The sequence below is a fragment of the Allobosea rubneri genome (genome assembly GCF_032464875.1).
Classification (GTDB): domain Bacteria; phylum Pseudomonadota; class Alphaproteobacteria; order Rhizobiales; family Beijerinckiaceae; genus Allobosea; species Allobosea rubneri.
Map to the genome: position 1 here is coordinate 1 of NZ_JAWDID010000043.1, position 25,449 is coordinate 25,449.

Genomic DNA, 25,449 nt, shown 5'->3' on the forward strand with positions numbered 1-25,449 from the left:
GTTGCTGGAGCCCATCGGCAACATCCCACCGGCCGAAGCCGAAGAACGCTACTACGCTATGCTGGATGAGCCAGCCATCGCGGCGTGACTCAAACGAAACGGCCTCCGGCGAAGCCGGGGCGGTTCAGGCCGGACTTCTTCGCACCCGCCGAGCGCATCGCGGTCTTCGATAACGACGGCACTTTGTGGGTTGAGCAGCCGATGTACGTCCAACTCGCGTTCATTCTCGACCGCGTCAAGGCGCTCGCCCCGCAGAACCCCGGATGGAAGACCAAGCAGCCTTTCAAGGCGGTCCTTGACGGCGATCTGAGGGCGCTGGCGGCGTCCGGCGAGCAAGGTCTCATGCAACTGATCGCGGTGACACATGCCGGCATGACGTCGGACGAATTCGCGAAAATCGCCTCGGATTGGCTGGCCACCGCACGCCACCCGCGCTTCAAGCGCCCCTATACCGAGTTGGTCTACCAGCCCATGCTGGAGGTGCTCACCTATCTCCGGGGGAATGGGTTTAAGACTTACATCGCCTCCGGTGGCGGCGTCGAATTCATGCGCCCATGGACTGAGAGAGTGTACGGCATTCCTCCTGAGCAGGTTCTCGGCTCCTCGATCAAGACGAAATTCGAGATGCGGGACGGCCGGCCGACCATTTTTCGTCTGCCACAGATCAACTTCATCGACGACAAGGCCGGAAAGTCCGTCGGCATCAACCAGCAGATCGGCCGACGGCCCATCGCCGCTTTCGGGAATTCGGACGGCGATCTCGCAATGCTGCAATGGACGACCATGTCGGGCGGGGTGCGCTTCGGCCTGATCGTTCATCACACCGACGCCGAGCGCGAGTTCGCCTATGACCGTAAGGCCCATTTCGGTAAGCTCGACAAGGCCCTCGACGCTGCGACCGCCAACAAGTGGACTGTCGCCGATATGAAGCGAGATTGGAAAAGGGTCTTTCCGTTTCAGGATTAAGAAACCGACCTTGACCTTAGCATGTCAAAAGTCCGCTCTTAGGCAAAGTCTCAGTGTCCGGTTGTGGCGCGAGGCGCGCGCGACAGCATATGATAGAATAATCCCGGATGCGGCCTCCCAAGAGGGGGATCTTCCATGGATATCCAAGCGCAAAACCAACTGCCTCATCAAGCGTGGAACCTCGGGCGCATTATCGGACCGAAACCACCTCTGAAACCAAAGCATATCTGGGCGATACGCACGCGGCTTCAGCATGAGGGACGAACTCGTGATCTCGCGATGTTCAATCTTGCGATCGATAGCAAGCTACGAGGATGCGATCTGGTTCGTCTCCGCGTTGGTGATGTCGTCCTTGGAGGTACCGTTCGCCTTCGAACCGCGATCGTTCAACAAAAGACCGGACGGCCAGTGCCGTTTGAACTCACCGATTCCGCCCGCGAGGCGCTCACCGCGTGGCTCAGAAAAAAAATCCTTGTGAAGAGGGTTGGCTCTTCCCGAGCCGTAGCCGGCCTGGCGATCATATCACAACGCGCCAGTACGGCCGTCTCCTCGACAATTGGGTGGCTCTGATTGGATTGGATCCAGCGCTCTACGGAACTCACAGTCTCCGCCGCACGAAGGTCGCGCTGATCTATAAACGCACTGGCAATCTGCGCGCCTGTCAGCTCCTCCTCGGCCATACAAAGCTGGAAAGCACCGTGCGGTATCTCGGCATCGAGGTTGACGATGCGCTTCTCCTTTCGGAGCAAACCGACATCTGACCACGAGCACGGCGGGCACCCGCCGTGCCACTTTCGCCATTCAGCCAACGGCGTCATTGGGTGGATTGCAGAAGTTTGCCCGCAGTCCCGCCTGGGCCGGATCGCGCCGACAACGGTCACTGGCACGCTGCTTGGAACCGGACATTCGCGATCATCCGAGTACCGTCGGTTCACGACCCGTCCCCCCGGCTACCGCCTATTGTAGCGGGGAACGGCAGTGGCGGGCGTCCATTCATGCTAGATGTTGGAGCGAAACTCCCGTGGTGTGCGGCCCGTGACCTTTTGGAAGGCGCGCGCGAAATTGGCGGGGGAGGAATATCCCATCTCTGCCGAAACACGGGTGATCGAGCTATTCGTGTGCCGGAGCAGCTCGATTGCTCGCTGAATCCTTGCCGCGTTCGTCAGGCTGCGAAAATCGGTTCCGAGCCGATCCAATTCACGTTGCAGCGTCCGGACGCTGGTACCCATTGGCCGCGCAGCGCGATCGATCGAAACACTCCCGGCGAGTACCTGGGCCCGAATTTGCGCCATGACCACGTCGAGCAGGCCCCGTGGAGCGCCTCCGGGCCGGTTTCGCGCTACATCTTCGATGGTGACAGTGGGCCATGACGCGCAGTGCGGAACTGCGGACAAATGATGCCGTTCAGCGACAACGGTCACTGCGGGCGCATTGAAAATGACCGGACACTGGAAGACGTCCTCAAACTGGCCAGTCTGGCGCGGCCTGTGGATATTGAGTTCGACTCGCAGCGGCCGCCAGGCGTCGGGCAAATAGGCCCGCAGGACGCTCAGCAGCACACCGGCAGCCGCGCTGGCAATCATGTCGTAGCCAGCGTGGCCAGCCAAAGCGAAGACATAGCTATACCGCGCCTCGTCGCCGACGATCGCGACCGACATCGTGTCATTTGTGCTGTGATAACGAAGGGCTGCAATGGCCCGCTCGATGGATTGGCCGAGGGTATCGGCCCCCAATACGTAGCTCCCAAAACTGCCATAATTGGAAACGTTCATCATAGGGGTCATCAGAAGCCCGAGATTGGCCTCGCCCGCCGCTCTCGCCGCGGCATTCACGAAGCCGAGGACTGCGGCGTGCGGGACGAAGCAATTGCGCCCTTCGGTCAGTTCGAGCTCGAAGCCTGCGGCGCGGTTCGCCTGGAGAAGCGCCCTTTCTCCGAGTTCCTGGCGCACGAATGCCGGCAGGCCGTGCAGGATGTGGCTCGAGATAACTGGGATCTCAGCCACGTGCTGGACGCTCCTGAATGCCGCAAGGTTGGCGCAAAATGAGTGGTCCCGAAATCAGATTAATGCTTTGTCGCACAATATAGGCACTGCGGGCAGACCTCTGGATCGATTTTTTCCGCCGGCGGGATTTAGTATAGGCGAAGGAAATTGCGGTCTGTGCCCACCAGAAAATCAATTTGTCGAGTAAGCGTGGCGCTCTTCGCGACCTTGTCGTGTTCGGGAATAGCGCTGGCAGAGGATTCGACGAGCAGCGCCGGCGATCTGGCCAAGGCGGCGCAGAACCCCGTTGCCGACATGATCAGCGTGCCGCTCCAGAACAACTTCAATTTCAATGTCGGGCCGCATAAGCAGCTGCAGAACGTCCTCAACATCCAGCCCGTGGTCCCGATCACGCTGAGCAAGGACTGGAACCTGATCACACGCTGGATCACGCCGGTGATCTCGCAGCCGGCCCTGACGATGAATGGCGACCGCGAGTTCGGCCTGGGCGATATCAACCCGAGCTTCTTCTTCTCGCCGAAGCAGCCGACGCACGGCATCATCTGGGGCATCGGGCCGACCTTCGTGCTCCCCACTGGCACCGACAAGACCCTCACGTCCGGCAAATACTCGGCAGGGCCGGCCTTCGTCGCTCTGGCAATCGAGGGGCCCTGGGTTGTCGGCGTTCTCGTCAACAACGTATGGTCCTTCGCGGGCAAGAGCAACCGCAGCGCGGTCAACGCGATGACGCTGCAGCCGTTTGTGAACTACAACTTCCACGGCGGCTGGTACCTGACATCGTCCCCCGTCATCACCGCAAACTGGGAGGCCGGCAGCGGCGACCGTTGGACGGTGCCGATCGGAGGCGGTGTCGGGCGCGTGTTCAAGATCGGCCATCAGCCCGTCAATGCGCAGCTTGCAGCCTACTACAACCTCGCAAAGCCCAGCGGAGCCGCTGATTGGCAGCTGAGGGCCCAGCTCCAGTTCCTGTTCCCGAAGTGAAGGGTGAACAGGCCACTCGTCGAGTGCCTCTCAGGTGTCGCGATGGCGCCAAGGACGAAAATACGAGTGGGTCTGAATTGACCGCTTTTGCATTGTCAATCTTCGCCAAGGTCGCATAGCTTTCATTGCTACCTGCGCGCGCTTTGTCCACAAGCTACAACCCGGAAGGAAGCTGTTGAAATGCTTACGAAACGCGCTCTGCTTGGCTCTGCAGCGCTAGCCGCTCTCGCCGCCACGACGGCAAAGTCCGATGTTGTCTCCCCCCCGGTTATCGAGATGACCAACGCCGAATGGCCCAGCCTGTTGGAGGCCAAGAACATCGCCGAAGAAGGCTTCATCTACGGCTTGCCGCTGGTGATGTATTATGCGGTCATGCAGGAATTCGCCGTCGACAGGAACTCGGGGCAGTTCAAGGCACCGTTCAACGAAATCTACAATATGCACCATGTCTCCAGCCCGGCGGACACGGCAATCATCACGCCGAACAGCGACACCCCTTACTCGTTCATCTGGATGGATTTGCGGGCTGAACCGATGGTAATCTCGGTCCCCGCGATCGAAAAGGACCGCTATTACTCAGTCCAGCTCATCGACGGCAACACCTACAATTTCGGCTATATCGGCACGCGCGCCACCGGGGTCGAGCCGGGCGATTATCTGGTCGTCGGTCCCGACTGGAAAGGCGGAACGCCCAGCGGGATCAAGAAGGTCTTCTCATCGACGACGCCGTTCCCGCTGGCGATTTTCCGCACCCAGCTCTTCAATCCCGGTGACATGCCGAACGTCGAGAAGGTCCAGGCCGGCTACAAGGGCCAACCGCTTTCCGCCTTCCTCAAGCAGCCCGCCCCGCCTGCCGCGCCCAAGCTCACCTTCGTTCCTGCCAGCACGGCCGGGATTAGGCATAACTTCTTCGAGTATCTCGACGCGGCCCTGCAATTCGTTCCCGAAACCCCAAGGGACAAGGCGGTTCGCGCGAAATTGGCGAAGATCGGCATCGGCCCCGGCAAGACCTTCGCGTTCAAGGATCTGTCGTTCGAGCACAAGGCCGAAATCCTGGTGGCCATGAAGCAAGGCAATGGCAAAGTCGACAAATGGCTGGCCGGTGGAAACAAGAACATCAACGGCTGGAACATCGGCTCGTTCTTCGGCGACGAGGCCTTCTATAACGGCGAGTGGGTGATGCGAGCCGGCTCTGCAAAGGGCGGTCTCCTCGGCAACGATGCCGTGGAAGCCATGTACCCCTACACGCGAACGGATGCGACCGGTGAACCGCTCGACGGCAGCAAGCACAAATACACCATCACCTTCGCGCCCGGCCAGTTGCCGCCGGTGAACGCGTTCTGGTCCGTGACGATGTATGACGGCAAGAGCCAGTTCCTGGTCAAGAACCCGATCAATCGCTACCTGATCAACTCTCCGATGTTGCCGGCGATGAAGAAGGACGCGGACGGCTCGGTGACGCTGTACATCCAGAAGGACACCCCCGGAGCCGACAAGGAAGCAAACTGGCTCCCGGCGCCGGACGACAAGATCTATCTCGTGATGCGCCTCTACTGGCCGAAGCCGACGCCGCCCTCGATCCTGCCGGCGGGCACAGGGACATGGCAGCCGCCGGGCGTGAAGCGAGTCTCATAGAAGCCGAAAGCTCTGCACGCCTCTCCATCCCAGCTTGTTGCGATGGAGAGGCTCCGGTTCTCGTGCTGTCGGCCAGCGGCGCTGGCAGAAGATGCAAGGGACGATCTCGTTAAGGCCGCTCCGAACCCGGCAGCCGGCGCCATTTGCTTACCCGTCAAACTCGGTGCTCCTAGAATAGGAAGTCCTCATGTCCAAGATTCTTGCTGCCATGGCAGTTTCGATCGTTTGCGCCGCCTCATCTCCGGTGACGGCGCAGGTTCCGCTCACGAGCTATGTCGATGCCAATGGCTTTATCGATGTCCAGGCCCTGACCTGCGCACAACTGGCCGGAACCTTCCAAGAAGACGCCGATCTTCTCTCCGCTTGGTATAGCGGCTGGTATAACGGCCTCGCCAAGAAGCATTTCCTCGATCTGAAGAAGGGCAAGGTCGTCGAGCACGAGCTCATCCTTCACTGCAAGGCGAATCCCGGGAAGAAGATCATCGAGGCGCTTGCGGTCGTATTCAAGGATGAGCGTGCCAAGCTGGGAATCCACCTGAAGTAAACATCTGAAATATCGTCAATCAATTTCGACACGGCCAAAGAATTCATTCGATATGCCACCCCGCACTATAAAATTCTGCGCCGGAATTGCCTTCGCAGCGTGCTCGATCACCACGCAGGCTGCCGACCTGCCGTCGCGGCGGATCGAACCCGCCGCTCCCTTGCCGCCTGCCTTCACCTGGACAGGTTTCTATATCGGTACCCAGGCCGGTTGGGCGCAGACCAGAACCGAGTTGACGGCCGGCGCCGCGATAGCCGGTCGGGCCGCCGTTGCGTCGTTGCCGAGCCTGGACAAGAACGGCGTCGCGGTCGGCCTGATGGTGGGCTACAACTACCAGATCGGCCAGCTTGTCGTCGGTGGCGAGATCGACGGCTCAGCCCTCATCACCGGAAAGCAGCGGCACACCGCGCTGACCGGCGACTTCATCACCGCCCATACCAACTGGGTCGGATCGGCCAGGCTGCGTGTCGGCTATGCCTTCGACCGGTTCATGATCTACGCGACCGGCGGCCTCGCATTGGCCGAGGCGAAGTCAACGGTGACGGGCACGGGTTATTCCTATGGCGCGGGTGACGGTGCCCGTGTTGGCTGGACCCTCGGTGCCGGCGCCGAATATGCCTTCACGAACAACTGGATCGCCGGTCTGGAGTATCGGTACTCGCAATTCGAGGAGGATACCAACACTTACCCAGTTGGCGTCGGCGGGCTCGGCATTGTCGGCTTCAAGCAGCAACTGAGCACCAATCAGGTTGTCGCGCGGTTGCTCTACAAGTTCTGATCCTCTCGGATAGGCTGCATGCAGGCCGTCCGAGATCCATCTCACCTCTCGGTTCCGAAAGGGACTACGACATGAAATTCTCAATCTTCGGCTTCGGAATCCTGGCCTTGGCGGCGACCTTCTCTCCAACCGACGCCAGCGCCGTCGTTTGCGCGCGCGGGGTCGTGCGGGCCGGTTGTGCGGGACCTAACGGTGCGGTCGCGGTTCGTCGACCGGTCGCTCCCCGTGCCGTGGTGGTCGCGCCCGTGCGACGTGGGTGCGCTATCGTCAACGGCAGGCGCGTCTGCCGTTGACGATAGGCCGGCCCATTTCGGCCAAGCCTGCAGGACTTGTCGCGGGGACGGCGGGGCATTTCAACAATGGCGCAATCTCTTGCCCGTCACTATCGTCACCTTCGGCAGCTGCCTGGTAGGATGTGGTCTAGACAAACGGGTGCGAGGCGCCGTTACACACTGGGGACGGGCCTCATGAATACAGATGATCACTGCATGAAGATGTACCTGTCGCGGAGAGCCGCCATTGCGGGAGCAGCGCTGGCGATCGCCTCGGTGGTTGCCCCGAGAGCGAACGCCGATGAGGCGACTCCGCGGTCGCCTGGGCAAAGTCTCGGCATCACTTCGGTGCCGAACCTCCGCGACGTTGGCGGATACGCCACGGTTGACGGCCGCGTTGTGCGGACGGGATTGGTGTACCGCTCCGACCAACTGAATCCGATCAGTCCCGATGATCTGAAGAAGATCGCGGCGCTCGGCCTCACTACCGATTTCGACCTCCGGACGGCCGAAGAGCGCAGCGCTCACCCCGACAAATTGCCGTCAGGCGTCACCAATGTCTGGCTCAATGTTCTCGCCGATGCGGACCAATCGAGCTTGGCCCGGTTGGAAAAGCTTCTGCTTGATCCGAAGCAGGCAAATGCCGCCCTCGGCGGCGGCAAAGCGGAGGCGATGTTTGAACAGGCTTACAGAGACTTCGTCTCGTTGCCGAGCGCGAAGAGGGCCTATCGCCAGCTCTTCCTTTCCCTTGGTGAGAGCGGCAAGCTGCCGTCGCTCTTCCATTGCACCACGGGCAAGGATCGGACGGGTTGGGCGGCTGCTGCTCTTTTGGCGCTGCTCGGCGTTCCGCGGGACAAAGTCATGGAGGATTTCCTCCGCAGTAACGACTACACCCTTCCTGCCTATAAGAAGACCATCGATGCATTTGTGACTGCAGGCGGCGATGCAGAGATCATGACCGCACTTCTTGGCGTAAAATCGGAATACCTGCAGGCGTCTTTCGACGAAGTTCAGTCGAAATATGGTTCGATCGATTTATACTTTTCCGAAGGACTCGGCATAGACGCCAAAGGACAGACAGCGCTCCGGAATTTCTACCTCGCGAAGAAGTGACGGCACAAGCATTTGCATGTCAGTATCTAACGCGGCACACGTAGCGTCATCACTTTCCTGCGCGGAGGCTTCGGGGAGCCGAGAGCCTCCGCGTTTTTGTCTGGCCTAGACGAGCAACGAGACTTTTCGGCTCACGGTTTCATAGCGGGCCGCCACGACCTTCAGTTTCCCTCCCGTGATTGCCCCTAGGTAGTGATGGGAGGATTTGCCTAGAGTCCGTTTGAGAATGCTCATGGATGGACGATCCGCCGGAGCATGAGGCTTCGGGCGTCAGTAGGGAGCGACCGATTCTATCGACGGAGCAACGCAAACAGGGCCAAGACCAAGACAGCAGATCGAATTGCCTGGAACGGTGCGTGAGAACGCCCGATTGGGGCTGCTTCGGACACTCCACCGAATTGCCAGCCAGACTGCTCGAAACCCGTCATTGATAGAGTCCGGAGCGGGCCAATCTTCCGCCGTCTCGCGCTCTGCCGCGAACGTCTCACTCGGGTCGCCAACAGACCACGGAGATGCGCCTGTGAATGTCAGGTCCGGGGCGGTAGCCCAGAGTCTGCTTATGGCGCTTCTGCCCCCGATTTTTTGTGTACGCGGCGTTGCCGCCGCTTTGTCGACTTCATGGAACGACGGCGCGGAAGCTTACTTCAGGGGTGTCACATACCGACAGCTCCGCCCACGGTCAGCCGTTCACATGCCGCAGCGCGTCGACGATGATCTTGAACGACGGCAGGTTCTGGCGCCGGCTCGGGTAGTAGATGTAGTAGCCGGGGAAGCGCGGGGACCAGTCGTCGAGCAGCACCGTTAGATCGCCCGCATCGACATGTCGGTCTACGAGGTCTTCCGGAAGATAGGCGACGCCGTAGCCATTCAAGGCCGCGTCGACCATCGCGAAGGAGGCGTTGAACGTCAGCTGGCCGTCGACCCTGACGCGCAGCTCCTGACCATCCTTCTCGAATTCCCACGCATATAGCCCTCCGGCACGGGCCTGGCGCATGTTGATGCAAGTGTGGCGGACCAGATCGTGCGGATGCACCGGGGCCGGATGGGTCGCGAGGTAGCTAGGCGAAGCGACGGCGACGAGGCGCCAGTCGGGCCCGATCCGGACGGCTATCATGTCTTTTTCGACGCTTTCCCCGAGCCGAATGCCGGCATCGAAGCCGTCCTCGACGATATTGCGCAGGCCGTTATCGATGCTAAATTCGAGCTTGATGTCTGGATAGTCAGTGAGGACCGGTCGAAGCTTCGGCCACACGACGCTGTCGAGCGCATGATCCGAGAGCGTCAGGCGGACATTGCCAGCAGGCTTGTCGCGGTAGGCCATGAGTGCGGCGATTTCTGCCTCGATCTCCGCGACGCGCGGCGAGAGGGACAGCCGCAAGCGCTCGCCGGCATCCGTCGGCGCGACGCTGCGTGTTGTGCGCGTCAGCAGACGGATGCCCATCCGCGTTTCCAGGCGCTTGATCGTATGGCTCAGCGTAGACTGCGTGATGCCGAGCTTGGCGGCGGCCCGCGTGAAGCTGCGTTCCTCGGCAACGGCCAGGAACCATAGCAGGTCGTTGAAGTCTTGCCTGGCCATCAGCACGCTTCCGGATGTCGCCGATTTATGGCGCTCATCAATATATGCAAGCGAATTATAGTCACTAATTAGAAGCTCACGCTCCTGTTAATTGTAGGAGGTCGAAAGACCCGACATCAGTGCGCGGATCGCGGTTCTGAACAAGCACCCCCGAGGAGAGAGCCATGGAACTGACCATCAACGGGGCTAAGCACCGAGTCGACGTGGAGCCGGACACGCCGCTGCTCTGGGTGCTGCGGGACGAGCTCGGTCTGGCTGGCACGAAATATGGCTGCGGTCTTGCCCAATGCGGCGCCTGCACGGTGCTGGTCGATGGCCAGGCGACCCGATCCTGCGTGACGCCGGTGGAGAGCGTGGCGACCGCCGAGATCACGACGATCGAAGCGATTGCTGGCGACCCCGTGGGGCAGAAGGTCGTCGAGGCCTGGGTCACACATCAGGTGCCCCAATGCGGCTACTGCCAGTCCGGCCAGGTCATGGCGGCTACGGCTCTGCTGAAGGAAATCCCCCAGCCGAGCGACGCCGACATCGCTGGCGCGATGGTCAATCTCTGCCGCTGCGGCACCTATAACGCCATCGCCGCCGCCGTGCGGCATGCCGCGCGCGTTTGAGGGGAGGACAGCATGAACGCCATCACACCTCTCTCCACAGTGTCCGTCGAGCGGCCTGTGGCCGCCCCCCTCAATCTGTCGCGCCGCGGCTTCGTCGGCACGCTGGGCGCACTGGTCCTCGGCGTCGCTCTGCCGGGCATGCCAGCCCGGGCGCAAGGTGCGGCGGCTGCGGTCGCCCCCGGCACGCGCGTGCGCGCCTTCCTGGAGGTTCGGCCCGACAGCACCGTTCTGCTCCGCAGCCCGTTCATCGAGGGTGGCCAGGGCATCTTCACCGCCATGGCGCAGATCGTCGGCGAAGAACTCGACGTCGAGCCTTCGCAGTTCGTCGTCGAGGGCGCGCCTCCCGGGCGCGACTATCTCCTGATCGGCGGCGGCCGCTTCACCGGCGGCAGCATGTCCGTCCGCATGAGCTACGCGACGATGCGCAAGCTCGGTGCCTCCGCGCGCCAGATGCTGCTGCAGGCCGCAGCGACCCGCCTCAACGTGCCGGTCTCAGCGCTGTCGACGCAACCCGGTCGGGTCGTCCATGCCGCATCGGGCCGGACGGTTCCCTATGGTGAGATCGCCGAGGCCGCCTCCGCCCTGCAGGTGCCGACCGATGTCACCCTGCGTCAGAGCGCGGATTTCCGCTGGATCGGAAAGCCGGTGCCACGTCTCGACGTGCGCGACAAGTCCACGGGCAAGACGCACTACGCGATCGATCTCAAGGTCGAGGGCATGCTGCACGCAGCGGTCCAGCACGCCGGCCGTCTGGGCCTCGAGCCGGGCGCCTTCGCAAACGAAGGCGAGGTCCGCGCCATGCCCGGCGTGCACTCGATCCATCGGCTGCCCGGCGCGATCGCCGTAATTGCCACGAGCTGGTGGCGGGCACGTCGCGCGGCGGAAACGCTGCAGGTGAGCTGGACCGAGACCACTGCCGGCCCTGGACGCGTCATGCCGGCGGATTTCTCGTCGGAAGTCCATATGGCGAAGCTCAAGGCCACGAAGGGGGACGGCGTGGCGTTCGAGACGGTGGGCAATGCGGCGCACGCCCTGGGCAGCGCCCGGACCGTCGTCGAGGCGACCTATGACGCTCCCTATCTGGCGCATGCGCAGCTTGAGCCCCCGTCGGCCCTGGCGCGCTGGAACGACGACGGCACGCTCGAACTCTGGGTTCCCAACCAGGCGCCGGAGATGTTCCAGGCGGATGCGGCGAAGGTGGCGGGGATCGCGCCGGAGAAGGTGATCATCCACTCGCCGGTTCTAGGCGGCTTCTTCGGCCGGCATTTCCTGTACCAGACGGCGAACCCCTATCCGCAGGCGATCGCACTGGCCAAGGCGGTAGGCCGCCCGGTCAAGCTGATCTGGAGCCGCGAGGAGGAGTTCCTGCGCGATGCGCTCAGGCCGATGGGTGTTGCCCGCTTCCGCGCCGGGCTCGACGCCGACGGGTTGCCGGTTGTTTTGCAGGCCGTCGCGATCGGCGAGGGCCCGACCGGGCGCTGGTTCGGCCGCCAGGCCGATAAGGTGGACAGTTCCGCTGTCGAGGGGATCGCGGGCAAGGTCTACGCGATCCCGAGCCGACGCGTCGGGCAGATCCATGTCGACGACCCCGCGATTATCGGTTTCTGGCGCTCGGTCGGCCATTCGATGAACGACTTCTTCTACGAGACGTTTTTCGACGAGATGGCCGATGTGGGCCGGCAGGATCCCTATGAGCTGAGGTTGCGCCTGCTCGCCGGCAGCCCGCGGCACAAGGCCTTGCTCGAGGCCGTAGCTGAGCTGGCGGGTGGCTGGCGGCGCGGCCCCTTCACAGCGGCTGACGGCAGCCGAAGGGCCCGAGGCGTCGCCATGGCTTCGCCCTTTGGCAGCGAGGTCGCGACGATCGCCGAGGTGTCGCTGAAGGAGGGCGAGGTCGTGGTCCATGATGTCTGGGTCGCGATCGATCCCGGCAGCATCGTCAATCCGGCGGTGATCGAATCACAGGTCAACTCGGCTGTGGCGCTCGGACTGTCGTCGGCGCTGCTTGAGGAGGTGGTCTACGAGCAAGGCGTGCCGCGCGCGCGCAACTATGACGGCTATCCCATCCTGACGCCTGACCGCATGCCGAAGGTCCATGTCCGGATCGTCGAAAGCGGCGCGCCGATGGGTGGCATCGGCGAGCCGGGCCTGCCCGGCGTACCTCCTGCCGTCGTCAACGCCGTCTCGGTCCTGGCCGGCAAACGCATTCGTAGCCTGCCGCTCTCGAGGATCGACCTGAAAGGCATTCAGGGATGAGGCGTCGCGTCCGCGATCCCTCGGCTGATGCAGCACTTCGGCAACGCCGACGAGGGGCGCGCCAACATCGGTTCCCTCAGCCTGCACTGAAGGCCTGCTCCACTCTCATGACGCCCGCCAGGTCGACGATCTGGCGGGCGTTTGGTTCTCCGACCGCAGCGCGTGGTGGCAGGGCTTGCGCTACGCCTCGATTAATGGTGGTAGTCAATAAATCCATGCGGATTGATGCGCCTAATCGAAGCGGTTGCCGAGAGCTATGTCTGTAGCGAAGCCCAGCGCATTCGAGGCGCGAGGCGGCGAGACAGGCGCATCATGCACGCAACCTTCGACCATACGACGTTGGCCAAGCCGGCGGCGGCCTGGGGAGCCGTCACCGCCATGGCGCTGTGCGTCGCGGTCCTGATCGCATCCGAATTCATGCCGGTCAGCCTTCTGACGCCGATCGCCGGCGAACTCGGTCTCTCCGAGGGACAGGCCGGCCAGGCGATCTCGATCTCCGGGCTCTTTGCCGTCGTCACCAGCCTCTTCGTCGCCGGGCTCACCCGCGACATCGACCGGAAGATCGTTCTGTCGGCGTTTTCCGTGCTGCTGATCGTCTCCGGGGCGATCGTGACCTTCGCACCCACTTACGCGGTGCTGATGATCGGTCGCGCTCTGCTCGGGGTAGCGATCGGCGGCTTCTGGTCGATGTCGACCGCCATCGTCATGCGGCTCCTCCCGGAGGACGCCGTGCCGCGGGGGCTGGCCATGCTGAACGCCGGAAACGCCATCGCCGCGACCATCGCCGCGCCGCTGGGCAGCTTCCTGGGCGACTATATCGGCTGGCGCGGCGCCTTCTTCTCCGTCATCCCGCTCGCGCTTCTCGCCCTGGTCTGGCAGTGGCTGAGCCTGCCGGCGCTTCCCCCACGCGGGCGAACCGCGCAGGGCAACGTCCTGCGGCTCCTGCGGCGCCCTCAGGTCGTGCTTGGGATGGCGTCGATCTTCCTGCTGTTCATGGGACAATTTGCGCTCTTCACCTATCTGCGCCCGTTCCTCGAGCAGGTCGCGGGCTATTCGGTCGCTGCGCTGTCACTGGTCCTGCTGCTGATGGGGCTTGCGGGGGCCGCCGGGACCTGGTGCATCGGTCATCTGTTGCGAAAGCGCCTTTATCCGGTGGTCATCGCGATCCCGCTGGTGATGGCCGGAATTGCCGCTCTGCTCATCCCCATGGCCGCGTTCCAGATGCCGGTCGCGCTCCTGCTGGTCGCCTGGGGCTTCTTCGGCACCGCCGCGCCTGTGGGTTGGGGCACCTGGTTGAGCCGCGTCCTGAGCGACGATGCCGAGGCCGGCGGCGGGCTGCAGGTCGCCGTCATCCAGCTTGCCATCACGGTCGGCGCCGCAAGCGGCGGGCTGCTCTTCGACTGGTCGGGCTGGTGGAACACCTTCGCCCTCGCCGCGATCCTCTTGCTCGGCTCGTCCCTTGCTGCCTGGGCAGCCTTGCTCGAAAGGAAGCGTGCGGAATGACGTTACGCCTATCATGTCCGACGCGGCGAGAGGTGATTGGGGCCGCTATCGCCAGCCTCTCAATGCCATCTGCGGCAGTCTCCCAATCCCCCCGGCGTTCCGCAACTGGCCAGGAGGCCTCGAGCATGAAGGTCAGGTTCGCGTTCAACGGCCACGACTTCACAGCCACGCTCAACGACACCCCGTCGGCCCGCGACTTCGCATCGATGCTGCCGCTCGATCTCAAGATCGATGACTATGCGAATAACGAGAAGATCGCCTATCTGCCGCGCAAGCTGGCCGCCGAAGGCAGCGGCCCGTTCACGCACGAGGCGCCCGGGGACCTCTGCTACTACGCACCGTGGGGCAATCTGGTCTTCTTCTACGCCGCCTATCGCTATTCCAGTGGCCTGATCCGGCTTGGCCGCCTCGACGGCGGCGTACAGCCCCTGCTCGCGCGTGGCGCCTTCCCATTGCGCGCCGAGTTGGCTTCCTGACCCAGCAAAGAAGCTGACCTATCCTCGAATGTACGGGCAAGCAGCAATCCATGTGGCAGGCCAGACGCAATGCCGGGGATGGCGAATGTCCGATTCCGGGCGTCGCCCAGACGTCTGCAGTTGTGAAGGGTTTCAGATGCGGGCCCTTGCGCGTGGCTTTGGCGAGGCTCTGAGGGTCTGCGTCTGAAAGCCTCCATGGGAGGAAATCGCGGTCCGTGGCTTTGCCGATGCGGGCTTGGGCTCTGTTATGGGGATTTCGCTGACGGTGTGAACCGTAGGCGCGCGTGGGAGCGGTCCAAGCGGGCGGCAGGTCTGCCGCGTGGGGTCAACAGCACCCTGTTTTGGCACTGAATGCGGTGATGCGGCCTCGCCGCGGCTGAGGTCATTGTCATTCGGGCAAAGAGCGTCGTTCCCGCCCGGATCGAGGCCGGCGGCATGTGAGCGGATGGGCCGATCTGGATCGTCGTCATGATGTATCGATCCTGACGGCGAGGATGGTGCGTGGAGCGGTGCCGCGCGAGAAGCGTTCGACAATGATCATGCGGCCGCCGCAGCACGGGCATGGCGCGCGCTTGTCGTCGTTACCCTCCGGCGTGTCGGCGGATTGTCCGGCCTGCGGTTCGTCGATGCCTGCGGCAATATCGGCGAGGATCGCCCTGATGCGGGCGATTGTCATGGTCCGCCGGTTGGAGGCGAGCAGGCCGTAATGGCGGATACGGTGGAACCCGTCGGGTAGGACATGGAGCAGGAAGCGGCGGATGAACTCATCCGTCGCGAGCGTCATGGTCTTGATCCAGCCCTTGCCGGACGAGCGGGCGCGATAGTCCTTCCATCGGAATGTGACGCTGTGTTCGTCCATGGCGCGAGCGCGACAAATTTGGGCAACTGCTAGCACAATGAGATCGTTGTGCTGGCCTTATCAAAGCTCAGCGATAAGCTCCAGTGACCCGCCGAGCAGCTTCGGCGATGACCGCTGCGCGGGCAGGCGCCGGAGCGCGGCTTTCCGCTATGAATGCCGCGACAGCCACGAAGCCCCGATCCGGCGCGGTCAGCAGCCCGACATCGTTGGTCACTCCGTTCACGCCGTTGAGGCTATGGCTCGTGCCGGTCTTGTGCCCCACCGTCCAGCCTGCGGGAGCTCCGGCCCGAAGCCGGTCTGGAAAGGTGATCGTCTGCGACATCACTGCGAGGAAATGCCTTGTGGAGGCCGGTGAGAGGAGTTGGCCCGCTGCCAGCTTGCGCAGGAAGCTCACCATTGCCAGCGGTGTCGCCGTGTCGCGCGGATCGCTGAGATAGGCTTCGAACGCCTTTGCCTGGCGCTTCTGCGAGACCTTCGCGCGTGCCGCCTTGAGCCGCTCCGGATCGACGAAGGAAGGTTCCCACCTTAACCCGGTCACCTCGGTCTGCAGCTCGCGCTCGGTGCGATCGATGCGGATGTCGCGCAGATCGGCCGCTTCGAGCAGCGCCTGCACCGCACCGACGCCTCCGAGCCGGGCGATCAGGAAATCAGTTGCCGCGCTGTCGCTCTCGACCACGGCACGGCGCACTAGATCTTCGATGGTGGTTTCGAACGCGCCGTCCTTCAGCACGATATCCGCAAGGGGCTGGATGTTGACGCTGAGATCCTCGCGGCGCAGCGTCACGCGATTATCCAGCCGCATCCTGCCTTCATCGACGGCCCGCATCACCGCAGCGCCGACCACGAGCTTCATGACGCTCTGCAGCGAAAATCGCTGCTCGCCATTGACGCAGACCGGCTTGCCGCCGGCGGATTGGGCGCAGATGCCGACCCGCCCCGGATGGGCAGCAGCGAGCTCCTTCATCTTGGCTTCCAGCTCTGCGGTTTCGGTGAGGGTGCCTGCAATCGAGGCGGTCAGGCCGCAGGCGAGCGCGGCCGCGGCGAGGAATGGTTGCAAGCGCATAGGGCTATCCGGTGAGGTGATCGTGGCCCCCGCCATAGAGCAGGCCCTACCGTGAACATAATGACATCTCCTCAGCTCGGCCTGAATGTGGTTCATGTTGCGGATGAACTGGCAGCGCCTCGATCTGAACCTGCTCAAAGTCCTGAAAGCGCTGCTGGACGAGCAGAGCGTGACCCGGGCAGCCCAGCGGCTGCACATCTCGCCCTCGGCGGTCAGTCACGCCCTTGCCCGGTTGCGGCGTGCCTTCAATGATCCCCTGTTCGTGCGCGTCGGCTCCCGCATGGTGGCGACGGCCGGTGCGGAGGCGATGACGCGGCCGCTGGAGCAGCTCATCGCCTCCCTCGAAAGCCATCTCGGCGCCGAGCTGCAATCGACGGAGCTTTTCGACCCTGCTGCAAGCCGCCGGGTGCTGAGGCTGGTTTCGCCGGGGGCGCTCGAGCTCACGCTCATCCCCGCTCTCGCGACCGCCTTTCGCAGGGAAGCGGCCGGCTGGTCCCTGGCGATCGAGGGTTTCGAGCGTCGCAGCTATGAAGGCGATCTGGCCAGCGGGCGCATCTACTTCGTCCTGGCGATCGGCGGGCACACCCCTGTGAACGAGGTCATTGCGGCTCGGCCGCTGTGGACGGATGAACTGATGGTGCTCGCTGGGCCGCGATCCTCGATCTATGACGGCCCCGATGTCGTTCCCATCGAGACGGTCTTGGAGCTGCCGAACATCTACCCGCTGCCCTGGCCGACGACCCAGAACTATCTGGATGTGGAGCTGGGCCGGGGCGATCGCCATCGCAAGCTGATGCTCAGCCTGCCCGGCTATGCCGCTGTCGGCGCCGCGATCGAGGCATCGGACCTTGTGGCCTGCATGCCGGATCGCACCGCGACGGCGCTCAGGAGGATGCATCCCAGCCTTCGCGCGCGGCACATCAATCCGCCGTTGCGCTCGACGTTGTCACTGCTCTGGGCGCTCGGTGGGCAACGCGATCCCGCGCTGAAATGGGCCGGCTCGCTGATCGCTCAGGTCGCCGGCCAGCTCCGCTCAGATTAGATCGAGAGATGCCGAGCCCTTGGACATTGATCAGTTTCTCGAACGATGACCCAATTGGCATGATCCTCTGCCGGCGACTGGCCGGTAACTGTCAGTGGTACCTACTTGCATCCGAAGGGATGTCCGCTTCTTGGCAATGTCTCAATGTCAGTTATTGGCGCATTTCGCCCGGACGAACGACTGACATTTCTGGCGCGTCTTGCCCGCGCACTAAGGATCCGGTCTGCCGGCAGCCTTGCTGCCGAAATCGCCGGGGAATTAACCCAACGGAGTGCCACGCCGCGATCCCATGGGAAGCCCTTTCGGCGCGAGTTCTCGCCACGCATAAGAAAGTCGTGCACTGACCAGCCAACCGCTGAACTGCGAGTGGATAGCGGATCATCATCCCAGTAAGGTCAGCGCAACACGCGGCGCAGGCCCGAGAGCCGGTCGATCGCGACCATCACGATGATGGAGATCAGGATCAGCGAGCTGGCGAGCGCCGCGCCGACCGCGTCGTACTGGAACTTGATATAGGAGAAGAGCTCGACCGGCAGAGGCGTCCAGCCAGCGGGCGCCAGGAAGACCGAGATCGGGAAGTCGTTCCAGGATAGGACGAAGCAGAGCACTAGGCTGGAGACCAGCCCGGTCCGGATCACCGGCAGGGTGATCGAGAACATGGTCCGGACCGGTCCCGCCCCGACATTGCGCGCAGCTTCCTCGAGCGACAGGTCGAAGTTCTGCATGCTCGCCGTCAGGATACGGACGGCGAAGGGCAGGACGTGGATCGAGTGCCCGATGACCAACGCCGGAATGCCGGAGCCAAAGCCGAGCCGCGCGAAGAAGACATAGAGCGCGAGGCTGAAGATCGTCGTCGGGATCAAGAGCGGCGACATGATCAAGAGGTTGATCAGCGCCTTGCCGCGGAAATCGTAGCGGACCATTGCCAGCACGACCATGAAGGCCAGCGCATTGGCGATCAGGGTCGCCGCCACGCCCAGCCACAGGCTCACTCCCATCGCCCGCACGAAGGTGTCGGAGGTCCAGGCCTGGCGGAACCATTCCAGCGTGAAGCCGGAGGGCGGCAGGATGAACTCCTGCGGGTTCACCGAGACCATGATCGTGATCAGGATCGGGAAGAACAGGAAGCCCATCGCCAGATAGGTGACGAGCCGCAGCGCCAGCGCGCCCAGGTCGAGCCGCATCATCGCTTGGCCTCCAGCCGGTTGAGGATCAGCTTGCCGAACAGGAAGGCCATGCCGGTCAGGATCGTCGCATTGGCCAGGATCATGATCACCGACAGGCTCGACGCGAAGGGAAGGTCGTTGTTCAGGAGCGCCTCGCGGTAGATGACGAGGCCGATCATCTGCGTGTCGTTGGCGCCGACCATCAGCGGCACGGCGAAAGCCGAGAAGTTCAAGGTGAAGACGATCACCAGCCCGGCATAGAGACCGGGCAGCGTCAGCGGGAAGGTGATGCTCCAGAAGGCGCGCCAGCGATTGGCGCCGACATTGCGGGCCGCCTCGACAAAGGACGGGTTGATGCGCTCGATCGAGTCCAGCAGCGAGAGAACGATATAGGGCATGCCGATATAGACCAGCAGGATGATCACGCCCTTGAGATCCCACATATAGCGGACCGGCTCGTCATAGACGCCGATCGCAATCATCAGCGAGTTCAGGAGGCCACCGCCGCGGAAGATGACGATCCAGCCATAGACCAGGGTGACGAGGCCGATCAGCAGCGGCGCCAGCACCATCGTCATGAGGATGCTCTTCTGCAGCCCGCGCGTCTGGGCGATGTAGAGCGCGACGGGGTAGCCGAGCAGCACAGAGATCGCGGTGGCAATGATGGCGATGCGGATCGAGAACCAGAGCGTGTTGATCAGGTACCAGGGACTGCCGAGGAAGCGGACGTAATTGTCGATGGTCAGGGCGGAGACCATGTAGGCGCCGTCGACGCCTTGGTTGAAGCTGGTCCGCCCCACCCAGAGCAGCGGCATGACCACGAAGATCAGCAGCGCGACCATCGCCGGAGCGAGCAGGAGCGGAGCCGCCATCCCCTTCCTCACGGCCGGCCTCCCTCGCTGCGGATCAGCCTGAAATCGCCGGGCTCGGCGCCGATGCGGACGCCATCGCCGATCGCGGCGACGCCGCCGGCCTGATGTGTCTCGACATAGACGCTCTCGCCGCCGTCGAGCTGGACGGTGTAACGGATCGTCGGGCCGTAATATTCGACGAAGCTGATCCGGCCGGGAAAGACGTTGGGCCCGTCCTGCCCGGACGGATAGATCCGGATACGCTCGGGACGCAGCAGCACACGCACCTGCTCGCCGGCGGCGATCGAGCCCGGTGCCGCCACGAGCAAATCGAGATTGCCGCGGGTGCGCACCGTCAGGACCCCGCCGGACGCTGCGGTGACCGCCCCATCGAAGAAGTTGGTGGTGCCGACGAAATCGGCGACGAACTCCGACTGCGGATCGTCATAGACCTCGGCCGGGCGGGCGATGCGGGCGATCTTGCCGCGATTCATGATCACCACCCTGTCGGACATCGACAGCGCCTCTTCTTGATCATGCGTGACGTAGAGCGTCGTCATCTTCAGACGAGACTGCAATTGCTTCAGCTCGCGCCGCATCGCGACGCGCAAGGCGCGGTCGAGGTTGCTGAGCGGCTCGTCCATCAGCAGGAGCTGCGGCTCCAGCGCCAGCGCGCGGGCCAGGGCGACGCGCTGCTGCTGGCCGCCGGAGAGCTGGCGCGGCAGACGGTCCTCATAACCGGATAGCCCGGTGACCCCGAGCGATTCCTCAATCTTGCGGGCGATGAAGGCCCGGTCGCGCTTGCGCAGCTTGAGACCGAAGGCGACGTTCTCCGCGACCGTCATATGCGGCCACAGCGCATAGTTCTGGAAGACGAAGCCGACCTCGCGCTTCTCAGGCGGTAAATGGGTGACGTCCCGGCCATTGACCCGGATGGTGCCATCGCTCGCCATGATGAAGCCGGCGATCATCCGCAGTGTCGTAGTCTTGCCGCAGCCACTTGGGCCGAGCAGCGAGACGAACTCGCCATGCCCGACCTCGAAGGAGACGTCGTCGACCGCCATGACGTCGCCATAGCGCCTGCAGACGGAAGCGACCTGTATGGCTTTGTCCTGTGATGCGTTCATGTCATCCGCTTTGCCGGATAAAGGCGTAGTAGAAGCCTGGACCGGCGCGCCCGACGAACGGGCGACGCCTTGCGAGGAGTGTGGCGCCGGCCTGCTCGCCCGGCCGGCGCTTGCGAGCGCGCTCACTTGCTCGTCATCTGGTTGAGCTGGTTCTGCCACTTGGCCTTGTTGGCCGTGATCTTCTCCTGATCGGGCAGGAACAGCCGCTTGAACTGCTCGTTCTGAACCAGCAAGTCGCGGTACTGGAAATCGGCGGGGATCGGCGCATTCTGCACGGTCGGGGCGTAGAGATTGCGCGTCGCGAAGGCGATCTGGACCTCGGGGCTCAGGACATAATCGACGAAGGCCTGCGCCTTGGCCGGGTCCTTGGCAGCCTTGGTGATATTGATCGTGCTGATCAATGGGAAAGTGCCCTCGGCCGGGCGGGCGAACTTGACGTTCTTGGCCCCCTTTTCCAGCAACTCCTTCATGCGCCCTGTCGCCAGCATGCCGAGCCAGGCGTCCTGCGTCTGGAACAGCGAGACCATCTGGCTTTCGACGTCGAGCGAGCCGATCAGGTTGCCGCTCTTCATCAGCGCCGCCATCTTGTCGAGGCCGGGCTGGATATTATCGATGCCGCCGCCGTTTCGCTCGGCCTGCTGCACGGTCAGGCTGAGCGTCGGGATGTGCTCGAAGCCGTAGATGACGACATGGTTTTTGTAGTCCGGCTTCCAGAGCTCATCCCAGCTGGTCGGCGCCGCCTTCACCTTGTCGGCGTTGTAGGCGAGCACGTAGTCGCCGACATTCACGAAGACCGTATATGGCGAGTGGACCGCGTTCGGATATAGGTTCGCCATGTTCGGAATCTTGGCCTTGTCCAGGGCCGTCCATAGGCCTTCCTTCTCGCCTGCGATCGAGTTCAGCAGCGTGTTGGTGGCGACGTCGACCTGACCGAGCCGCGCCTTGACCAGATGGTCGGGGCTGGCGCCGACGACCCACTCAATCTTGCAGTTGTGGGCCTTCTCGAAGCCGGCAGCGACCGATTCATAGGTCTTCTGATAGCTGCCGCCCCAGGTGGTGACCCTGAGCTTGCATTCCTGAGCAATCACAGGAGAGGTCAACGCGCCGAGCGTCCCGGCGAGCAGCAAAGCCGAAATCGTCCTGTTCATCATGGTGTCCCCGATTCTTGGTTGCAGTCAGATCCGCAGCAGCCCTCTTCTGTCGGAAGGCTCGAATGGCCGGCGCCGTCTGGGCGGCGCCGGAAGAGCTTGCCGCCCTTGGCGGCAGGGGCAGTCAGCGCTTCGCCTTGCGACGGTTCCTGAGATCGGTCAGCGAATAGCGCGAGTGGATCGCTTCCTGGTCGACGCACATCTCGATCACCGCCGGCTTGCCGGCCGCCAGGCAGCGCTCGAAGGCCGGCGCGAACTCCTCGGTCCGGGTGACGCGCTCGGCATGGGCGCCATAGGCCAGCGCCAGCGCGTGGAAATCGGGATTGACGAGCTGGGTGCCGTTGACGCGCCCCTCGAGGCGATTTTCCTCGTGGATGCGGATGGTGCCGTACATGTTGTTGTTGAACAGCACGACGATCACCGCCGCCCCGTACTGCACGGCGGTCGCCAGTTCCTCCGAGCTCATCTGGTAGCAACCGTCGCCGACGAAATCGACGACCACCCGGTCGGGATGGAGCAGCTTGGCCGAAATCGCCGCCGGCAGGCTGTAGCCCATCGAGCCGCTGATCGGCCCGAGCTGCGTGTGCAGCCGGTAATGGGCGAAATAGCGCTGGCTCCAGGTCGCGTAGGCGCCGACGCCGTTGGTGACGATGGCATCCTCGGGCAGGCGCTGGCGCAGCCATTTCATCAGCTGCGGCAGGTCGATCTCTCCTGGGCAGGGCCTGGGCGTGGTCTCGATCTCGAAGGTCTCACGCAGGGCCGCCGTCCAGTCGCCGCGCGCCGCATGCTCCACCGGCGCATGCCCGGCGAGCCGGCGGGCGAAGGCGTCGTTGTCCGCGAGCAGGGCGAGGTCGACCTGGAACACCCTGTTGAGCTCGTCGAAACTGCGGGTGACGTGGACGAATTTCTGCTTGGGAACCGGGATGTCGAAGAGCGTGAACCCTTCCATGTAGCCGGCACCGATCGTGTTCACGTCGCTGAGTGCGTCGTTGCACATGATGACGAAGTCGGTGTCCTTGACATGCGCCAGCAGGGCCGGGTTCGAGCCGATGCCGATCTCGCCGACAAAGCAGGGCAGCCGATGGTCGATGATGTCGCGCCGCCGGAAGGTGGTGACGACCGGAACGTTGTTGGCGCTCGCGAAGGCCTGGATGTCGTCGCGCGCACTTTCCGTCCAGCCGGAGCCGCCGACGATCAGCAGCGGGCGCTGCGAGGCCGACAGCATGGCGAAGATCTGCTCGACCGCCTCGGGCGAAGGCTCGCCGGCCGAGGCCGGCACGCTCGGCTTGCCCGGCGCGACCTCGCACTCCTCCTCGAAGACGTCTTCCGGCACCACCAGCACGACCGGCCCCATCCGGCCGGTCATCGCAGTGTGGTAGGCGCGCTGCACGAATTCGGGGATGCGCCTGGGATCGTCGATCTGGGCGACCCATTTCGTCATCGGCGCGAACATGGTGCGGAAGTCGTAGGCCATGAAGGCTTCGCGCTCCATCAAGGCGCGCTTCACCTGGCCGACGATCAGGATCATCGGCGATGAATCCTGGAAGGCGGTATGGACGGCATTGACGGCATTGGTAGCACCCGGACTGCGGGTGACGAAGGCGATGCCGGGACGGCCGGTCAGCTTGCCATAGGCCTCGGCCATCTGCGCCGCGCCGTTCTCGTGCCGGCAGCTGATCGCGCGGATCTCGGGATAGCGGACGCCGAGCGCATCAAGCGCGCAGAGAAAGCTCTCGCCGGGAACATGGTAGATGATCTCGGCGCCGTTGAGCTTGAGCTCGTCGGCCAGGATCTCGCTGCCTTTTCTCATCACCATGACGTCAGTTCCACTTGAGGCATTGTCGAAGGGGCATGCTGTGCGCCGCCCTCAGCCGATGACGAAAGGATTGGCGATCTCGTCCGCGGTCGACAGCCAGACCGCCTTGGTCTGCAGGTATTCGCGGATACCCTCGACGCCGTTCTCGCGGCCGATGCCGCTCTTCTTGTAGCCGCCGAAGGGGGTCGTGTAGGAAATGTCGCGATAGGTGTTGATCCAGACGCTTCCCGCCTCGAGCCGATCAGACATGCGCAGCGCAAGCTTCATGTCACGGGTCCAGACGCCGGCCGCGAGGCCGAACTCGCTGTCGTTGGCGATCGCGACGGCTTCGTCGGCATCGTCGAAGACCAGGGTCGAGAGCACCGGCCCGAAGACCTCCTCGCGCGCGATCCGCATCTTGTTGTTGACGCCGGTGAAGATCGTCGGCTCGACGAAGAAGCCCTGCGCGCATTCGGCGCCGTCCGGACGCTTGCCGCCGATCAGCAGCTCGGCGCCCTCCTGGCGGGCGATGTCGACATAGCCCAGCACCTTCTCGAACTGCATCTTGTTGGCGATCGGGCCGACCTGGGTGCGGACATCACGGGGGTCGCCGACGCGGGCCTTCCTGGTGAAGGCGGCGAGCTTCTCGACGAACTGATCGTGGACACGGCGCTGGACCAGCAGGCGCGAGCCGGCAATGCAGGTCTGGCCCGTCGCGCCGAAGATGCCGCCGACAACGCCGCGCACGGCATTGTCCAGATCGGCATCGTCGAAGACGATGTTCGGCGACTTCCCGCCCAGCTCGAGGCTGACCCGCTTCACGTCCTTGGCCGCCAGCGAATAGAGATGCGCACCGGTCGCGGTCGAGCCGGTGAAGCCGACATGACGGGTCAGGGGGTGAGTAACGAGCGGCTCGCCGACCTCCTTGCCGAAGCCGGTGACGACATTGATGACGCCGGGCGGGAAGCCGGCAGCCTCGACCAGCTCCATCAGCTTCAGCGCGGTTGCCGAGGTGTGCTCGGCCGGCTTGAGCACCAGCGTGTTGCCGGCGGCGAGCGCCGGGGCTGCCTTGAGCGAGAGCAGCAGGAGCGGCGCATTCCAGGGAACGATCGCGACGCAGACGCCGAGCGGCTCGGGACGTGAATAGCTGAGCGCCGGTTTGTCGCAAGGGTGCACGACCCCTTCGATCTTATCGGCCAGGCCGGCATAGTAGTAATACCACTTCGGAATGTAGCGGACCTGGTGCTGCATCTCGGCCAGGAGCCGACCGTTGTCGCGCACCTCGATCTCGGCGAGCGCGTCGGCATTCTCCTCGATCAGCGTGCCCAGGCGATGGATGAGCTTGGCGCGCTCGGAGGGGTGCATCTTGCCCCACGGCCCCTCCTTGAAGGCGCGATAGGCCGCGCGCACGGCGCGATCCGCATCCGGGGCGCCGCCGCGCGCCACCATCGCCCAGGGCTGCGCGGTGAAGGGGTCGACCGTTTCGAAATACTGCCCGGACGCCGGCTTCACCCATTGGCCATCGATGTACATGTCCAGCGTGCGCAGCGCGGGTGAATGCGACGTCATCAGAATCTCTCCCGTCACAGCCGGACGCCATCATGGTCGAGGCGCTTCCTGGCTGTTTTTATCATATCATTTCAAAGTCGATATGATATCAATACGCGATACTGATCCAATCGATCTT

The 25,449-nt window shown here is 63.5% G+C and carries 21 protein-coding genes and 2 pseudogenes; 13 read left to right on the forward strand and 10 right to left on the reverse strand.

The window, feature by feature from the left end; all coding sequences use genetic code 11:
- Positions 1-84: 84 nt before the first annotated feature.
- The gene (locus tag RKE40_RS21790) at positions 85-966 is read left to right on the forward strand and encodes an HAD family hydrolase (RefSeq protein ID WP_316020308.1); all 882 of its coding nucleotides are present in this window, start codon (positions 85-87) and stop codon (positions 964-966) included.
- A gap of 135 nt (positions 967-1,101) precedes the next feature.
- Positions 1,102-1,727, forward strand: a pseudogene (locus RKE40_RS21795) (tyrosine-type recombinase/integrase).
- Between the two features lie 237 nt (positions 1,728-1,964).
- On the opposite strand, the gene RKE40_RS21800 reads toward RKE40_RS21795, so the two are convergent.
- Entirely contained in the window at positions 1,965-2,969 is a 1,005-nt protein-coding gene (locus RKE40_RS21800; protein WP_316020309.1) for a helix-turn-helix transcriptional regulator, read from the reverse strand.
- A 189-nt stretch (positions 2,970-3,158) separates the two neighbouring features.
- Between RKE40_RS21800 and RKE40_RS21805 the strand changes: the two genes are divergently transcribed.
- The 6 genes from RKE40_RS21805 to RKE40_RS21830 all read left to right on the forward strand — a co-directional run bounded on the left by RKE40_RS21805 (position 3,159) and on the right by RKE40_RS21830 (position 8,292).
- Positions 3,159-3,950 (forward strand): hypothetical protein, encoded by a 792-nt coding sequence (locus RKE40_RS21805; protein WP_316020310.1) that lies wholly within the window; start codon positions 3,159-3,161, stop codon positions 3,948-3,950.
- A 180-nt stretch (positions 3,951-4,130) separates the two neighbouring features.
- Entirely contained in the window at positions 4,131-5,585 is a 1,455-nt protein-coding gene (locus RKE40_RS21810; protein WP_316020311.1) for a DUF1254 domain-containing protein, read from the forward strand.
- Positions 5,586-5,772: 187 nt separating this feature from the next.
- Positions 5,773-6,129 carry an HdeA/HdeB family chaperone gene (locus tag RKE40_RS21815; protein WP_390893488.1) on the forward strand — a complete coding sequence of 119 codons (357 nt, stop codon included), beginning with the start codon at positions 5,773-5,775 and terminating at the stop codon, positions 6,127-6,129.
- A gap of 52 nt (positions 6,130-6,181) precedes the next feature.
- Positions 6,182-6,907 (forward strand): outer membrane protein, encoded by a 726-nt coding sequence (locus tag RKE40_RS21820; RefSeq protein WP_316020312.1) that lies wholly within the window; start codon positions 6,182-6,184, stop codon positions 6,905-6,907.
- 71 nt (positions 6,908-6,978) lie between these two features.
- Positions 6,979-7,200 carry a hypothetical protein gene (locus RKE40_RS21825; protein WP_316020313.1) on the forward strand — a complete coding sequence of 74 codons (222 nt, stop codon included), beginning with the start codon at positions 6,979-6,981 and terminating at the stop codon, positions 7,198-7,200.
- 195 nt (positions 7,201-7,395) lie between these two features.
- Positions 7,396-8,292, forward strand: coding sequence for a tyrosine-protein phosphatase (locus tag RKE40_RS21830; RefSeq protein ID WP_316020314.1), 897 nt, complete (start codon positions 7,396-7,398; stop codon positions 8,290-8,292).
- Between the two features lie 679 nt (positions 8,293-8,971).
- Here the strand turns inward: RKE40_RS21830 and RKE40_RS21835 are convergent.
- Complete coding sequence (locus RKE40_RS21835; protein WP_316020315.1) at positions 8,972-9,868, reverse strand: LysR family transcriptional regulator; 897 nt, start codon at positions 9,866-9,868, stop codon at positions 8,972-8,974.
- 164 nt (positions 9,869-10,032) lie between these two features.
- On the opposite strand from RKE40_RS21835, the gene RKE40_RS21840 reads away from it, so the two are divergent.
- From RKE40_RS21840 to RKE40_RS21855, 4 genes are all read left to right on the forward strand, one after another.
- A complete protein-coding gene (locus RKE40_RS21840) occupies positions 10,033-10,479 on the forward strand; it encodes a (2Fe-2S)-binding protein (RefSeq protein ID WP_316020316.1) in 447 nt (148 codons plus the stop codon).
- Positions 10,480-10,491: 12 nt separating this feature from the next.
- Entirely contained in the window at positions 10,492-12,732 is a 2,241-nt protein-coding gene (locus tag RKE40_RS21845; protein WP_316020317.1) for a xanthine dehydrogenase family protein molybdopterin-binding subunit, read from the forward strand.
- 312 nt (positions 12,733-13,044) lie between these two features.
- Complete coding sequence (locus RKE40_RS21850) at positions 13,045-14,235, forward strand: MFS transporter (RefSeq protein WP_316020318.1); 1,191 nt, start codon at positions 13,045-13,047, stop codon at positions 14,233-14,235.
- Positions 14,232-14,711 carry a cyclophilin-like fold protein gene (locus RKE40_RS21855; RefSeq protein WP_316020319.1) on the forward strand — a complete coding sequence of 160 codons (480 nt, stop codon included), beginning with the start codon at positions 14,232-14,234 and terminating at the stop codon, positions 14,709-14,711. Before RKE40_RS21850 ends, RKE40_RS21855 begins: the two co-directional genes overlap by 4 nt.
- 466 nt (positions 14,712-15,177) lie before the next feature.
- On the opposite strand, the pseudogene RKE40_RS21860 reads toward RKE40_RS21855, so the two are convergent.
- A pseudogene (locus RKE40_RS21860) lies at positions 15,178-15,582 on the reverse strand (transposase); the annotation flags it as partial.
- A 55-nt stretch (positions 15,583-15,637) separates the two neighbouring features.
- Complete coding sequence (gene bla / locus RKE40_RS21865; protein WP_390893490.1) at positions 15,638-16,669, reverse strand: class A beta-lactamase; 1,032 nt, start codon at positions 16,667-16,669, stop codon at positions 15,638-15,640.
- Between the two features lie 58 nt (positions 16,670-16,727).
- On the opposite strand from bla, the gene RKE40_RS21870 reads away from it, so the two are divergent.
- Positions 16,728-17,675 carry a LysR family transcriptional regulator gene (locus RKE40_RS21870; RefSeq protein ID WP_316020321.1) on the forward strand — a complete coding sequence of 316 codons (948 nt, stop codon included), beginning with the start codon at positions 16,728-16,730 and terminating at the stop codon, positions 17,673-17,675.
- Positions 17,676-18,070: 395 nt separating this feature from the next.
- Here the strand turns inward: RKE40_RS21870 and RKE40_RS21875 are convergent, their stop codons facing one another.
- From RKE40_RS21875 to RKE40_RS21900, 6 genes are all read right to left on the reverse strand, one after another.
- Positions 18,071-18,862 carry an ABC transporter permease gene (locus tag RKE40_RS21875; protein ID WP_316020322.1) on the reverse strand — a complete coding sequence of 264 codons (792 nt, stop codon included), beginning with the start codon at positions 18,860-18,862 and terminating at the stop codon, positions 18,071-18,073.
- A complete protein-coding gene (locus RKE40_RS21880) occupies positions 18,859-19,713 on the reverse strand; it encodes an ABC transporter permease (protein WP_316020323.1) in 855 nt (284 codons plus the stop codon). Before RKE40_RS21880 ends, RKE40_RS21875 begins: the two co-directional genes overlap by 4 nt.
- An 8-nt stretch (positions 19,714-19,721) precedes the next feature.
- Positions 19,722-20,819 (reverse strand): ABC transporter ATP-binding protein, encoded by a 1,098-nt coding sequence (locus tag RKE40_RS21885; RefSeq protein ID WP_316020324.1) that lies wholly within the window; start codon positions 20,817-20,819, stop codon positions 19,722-19,724.
- A gap of 122 nt (positions 20,820-20,941) precedes the next feature.
- A complete protein-coding gene (locus RKE40_RS21890; RefSeq protein ID WP_316020325.1) occupies positions 20,942-21,967 on the reverse strand; it encodes an extracellular solute-binding protein in 1,026 nt (341 codons plus the stop codon).
- A 124-nt stretch (positions 21,968-22,091) separates the two neighbouring features.
- Positions 22,092-23,783 carry a thiamine pyrophosphate-binding protein gene (locus RKE40_RS21895; RefSeq protein WP_316020326.1) on the reverse strand — a complete coding sequence of 564 codons (1,692 nt, stop codon included), beginning with the start codon at positions 23,781-23,783 and terminating at the stop codon, positions 22,092-22,094.
- Between the two features lie 51 nt (positions 23,784-23,834).
- Positions 23,835-25,331: an aldehyde dehydrogenase gene (locus tag RKE40_RS21900; RefSeq protein ID WP_316020327.1), complete on the reverse strand. Its 1,497-nt coding sequence runs from the start codon at positions 25,329-25,331 to the stop codon at positions 23,835-23,837.
- Positions 25,332-25,449: the final 118 nt, after the last annotated feature.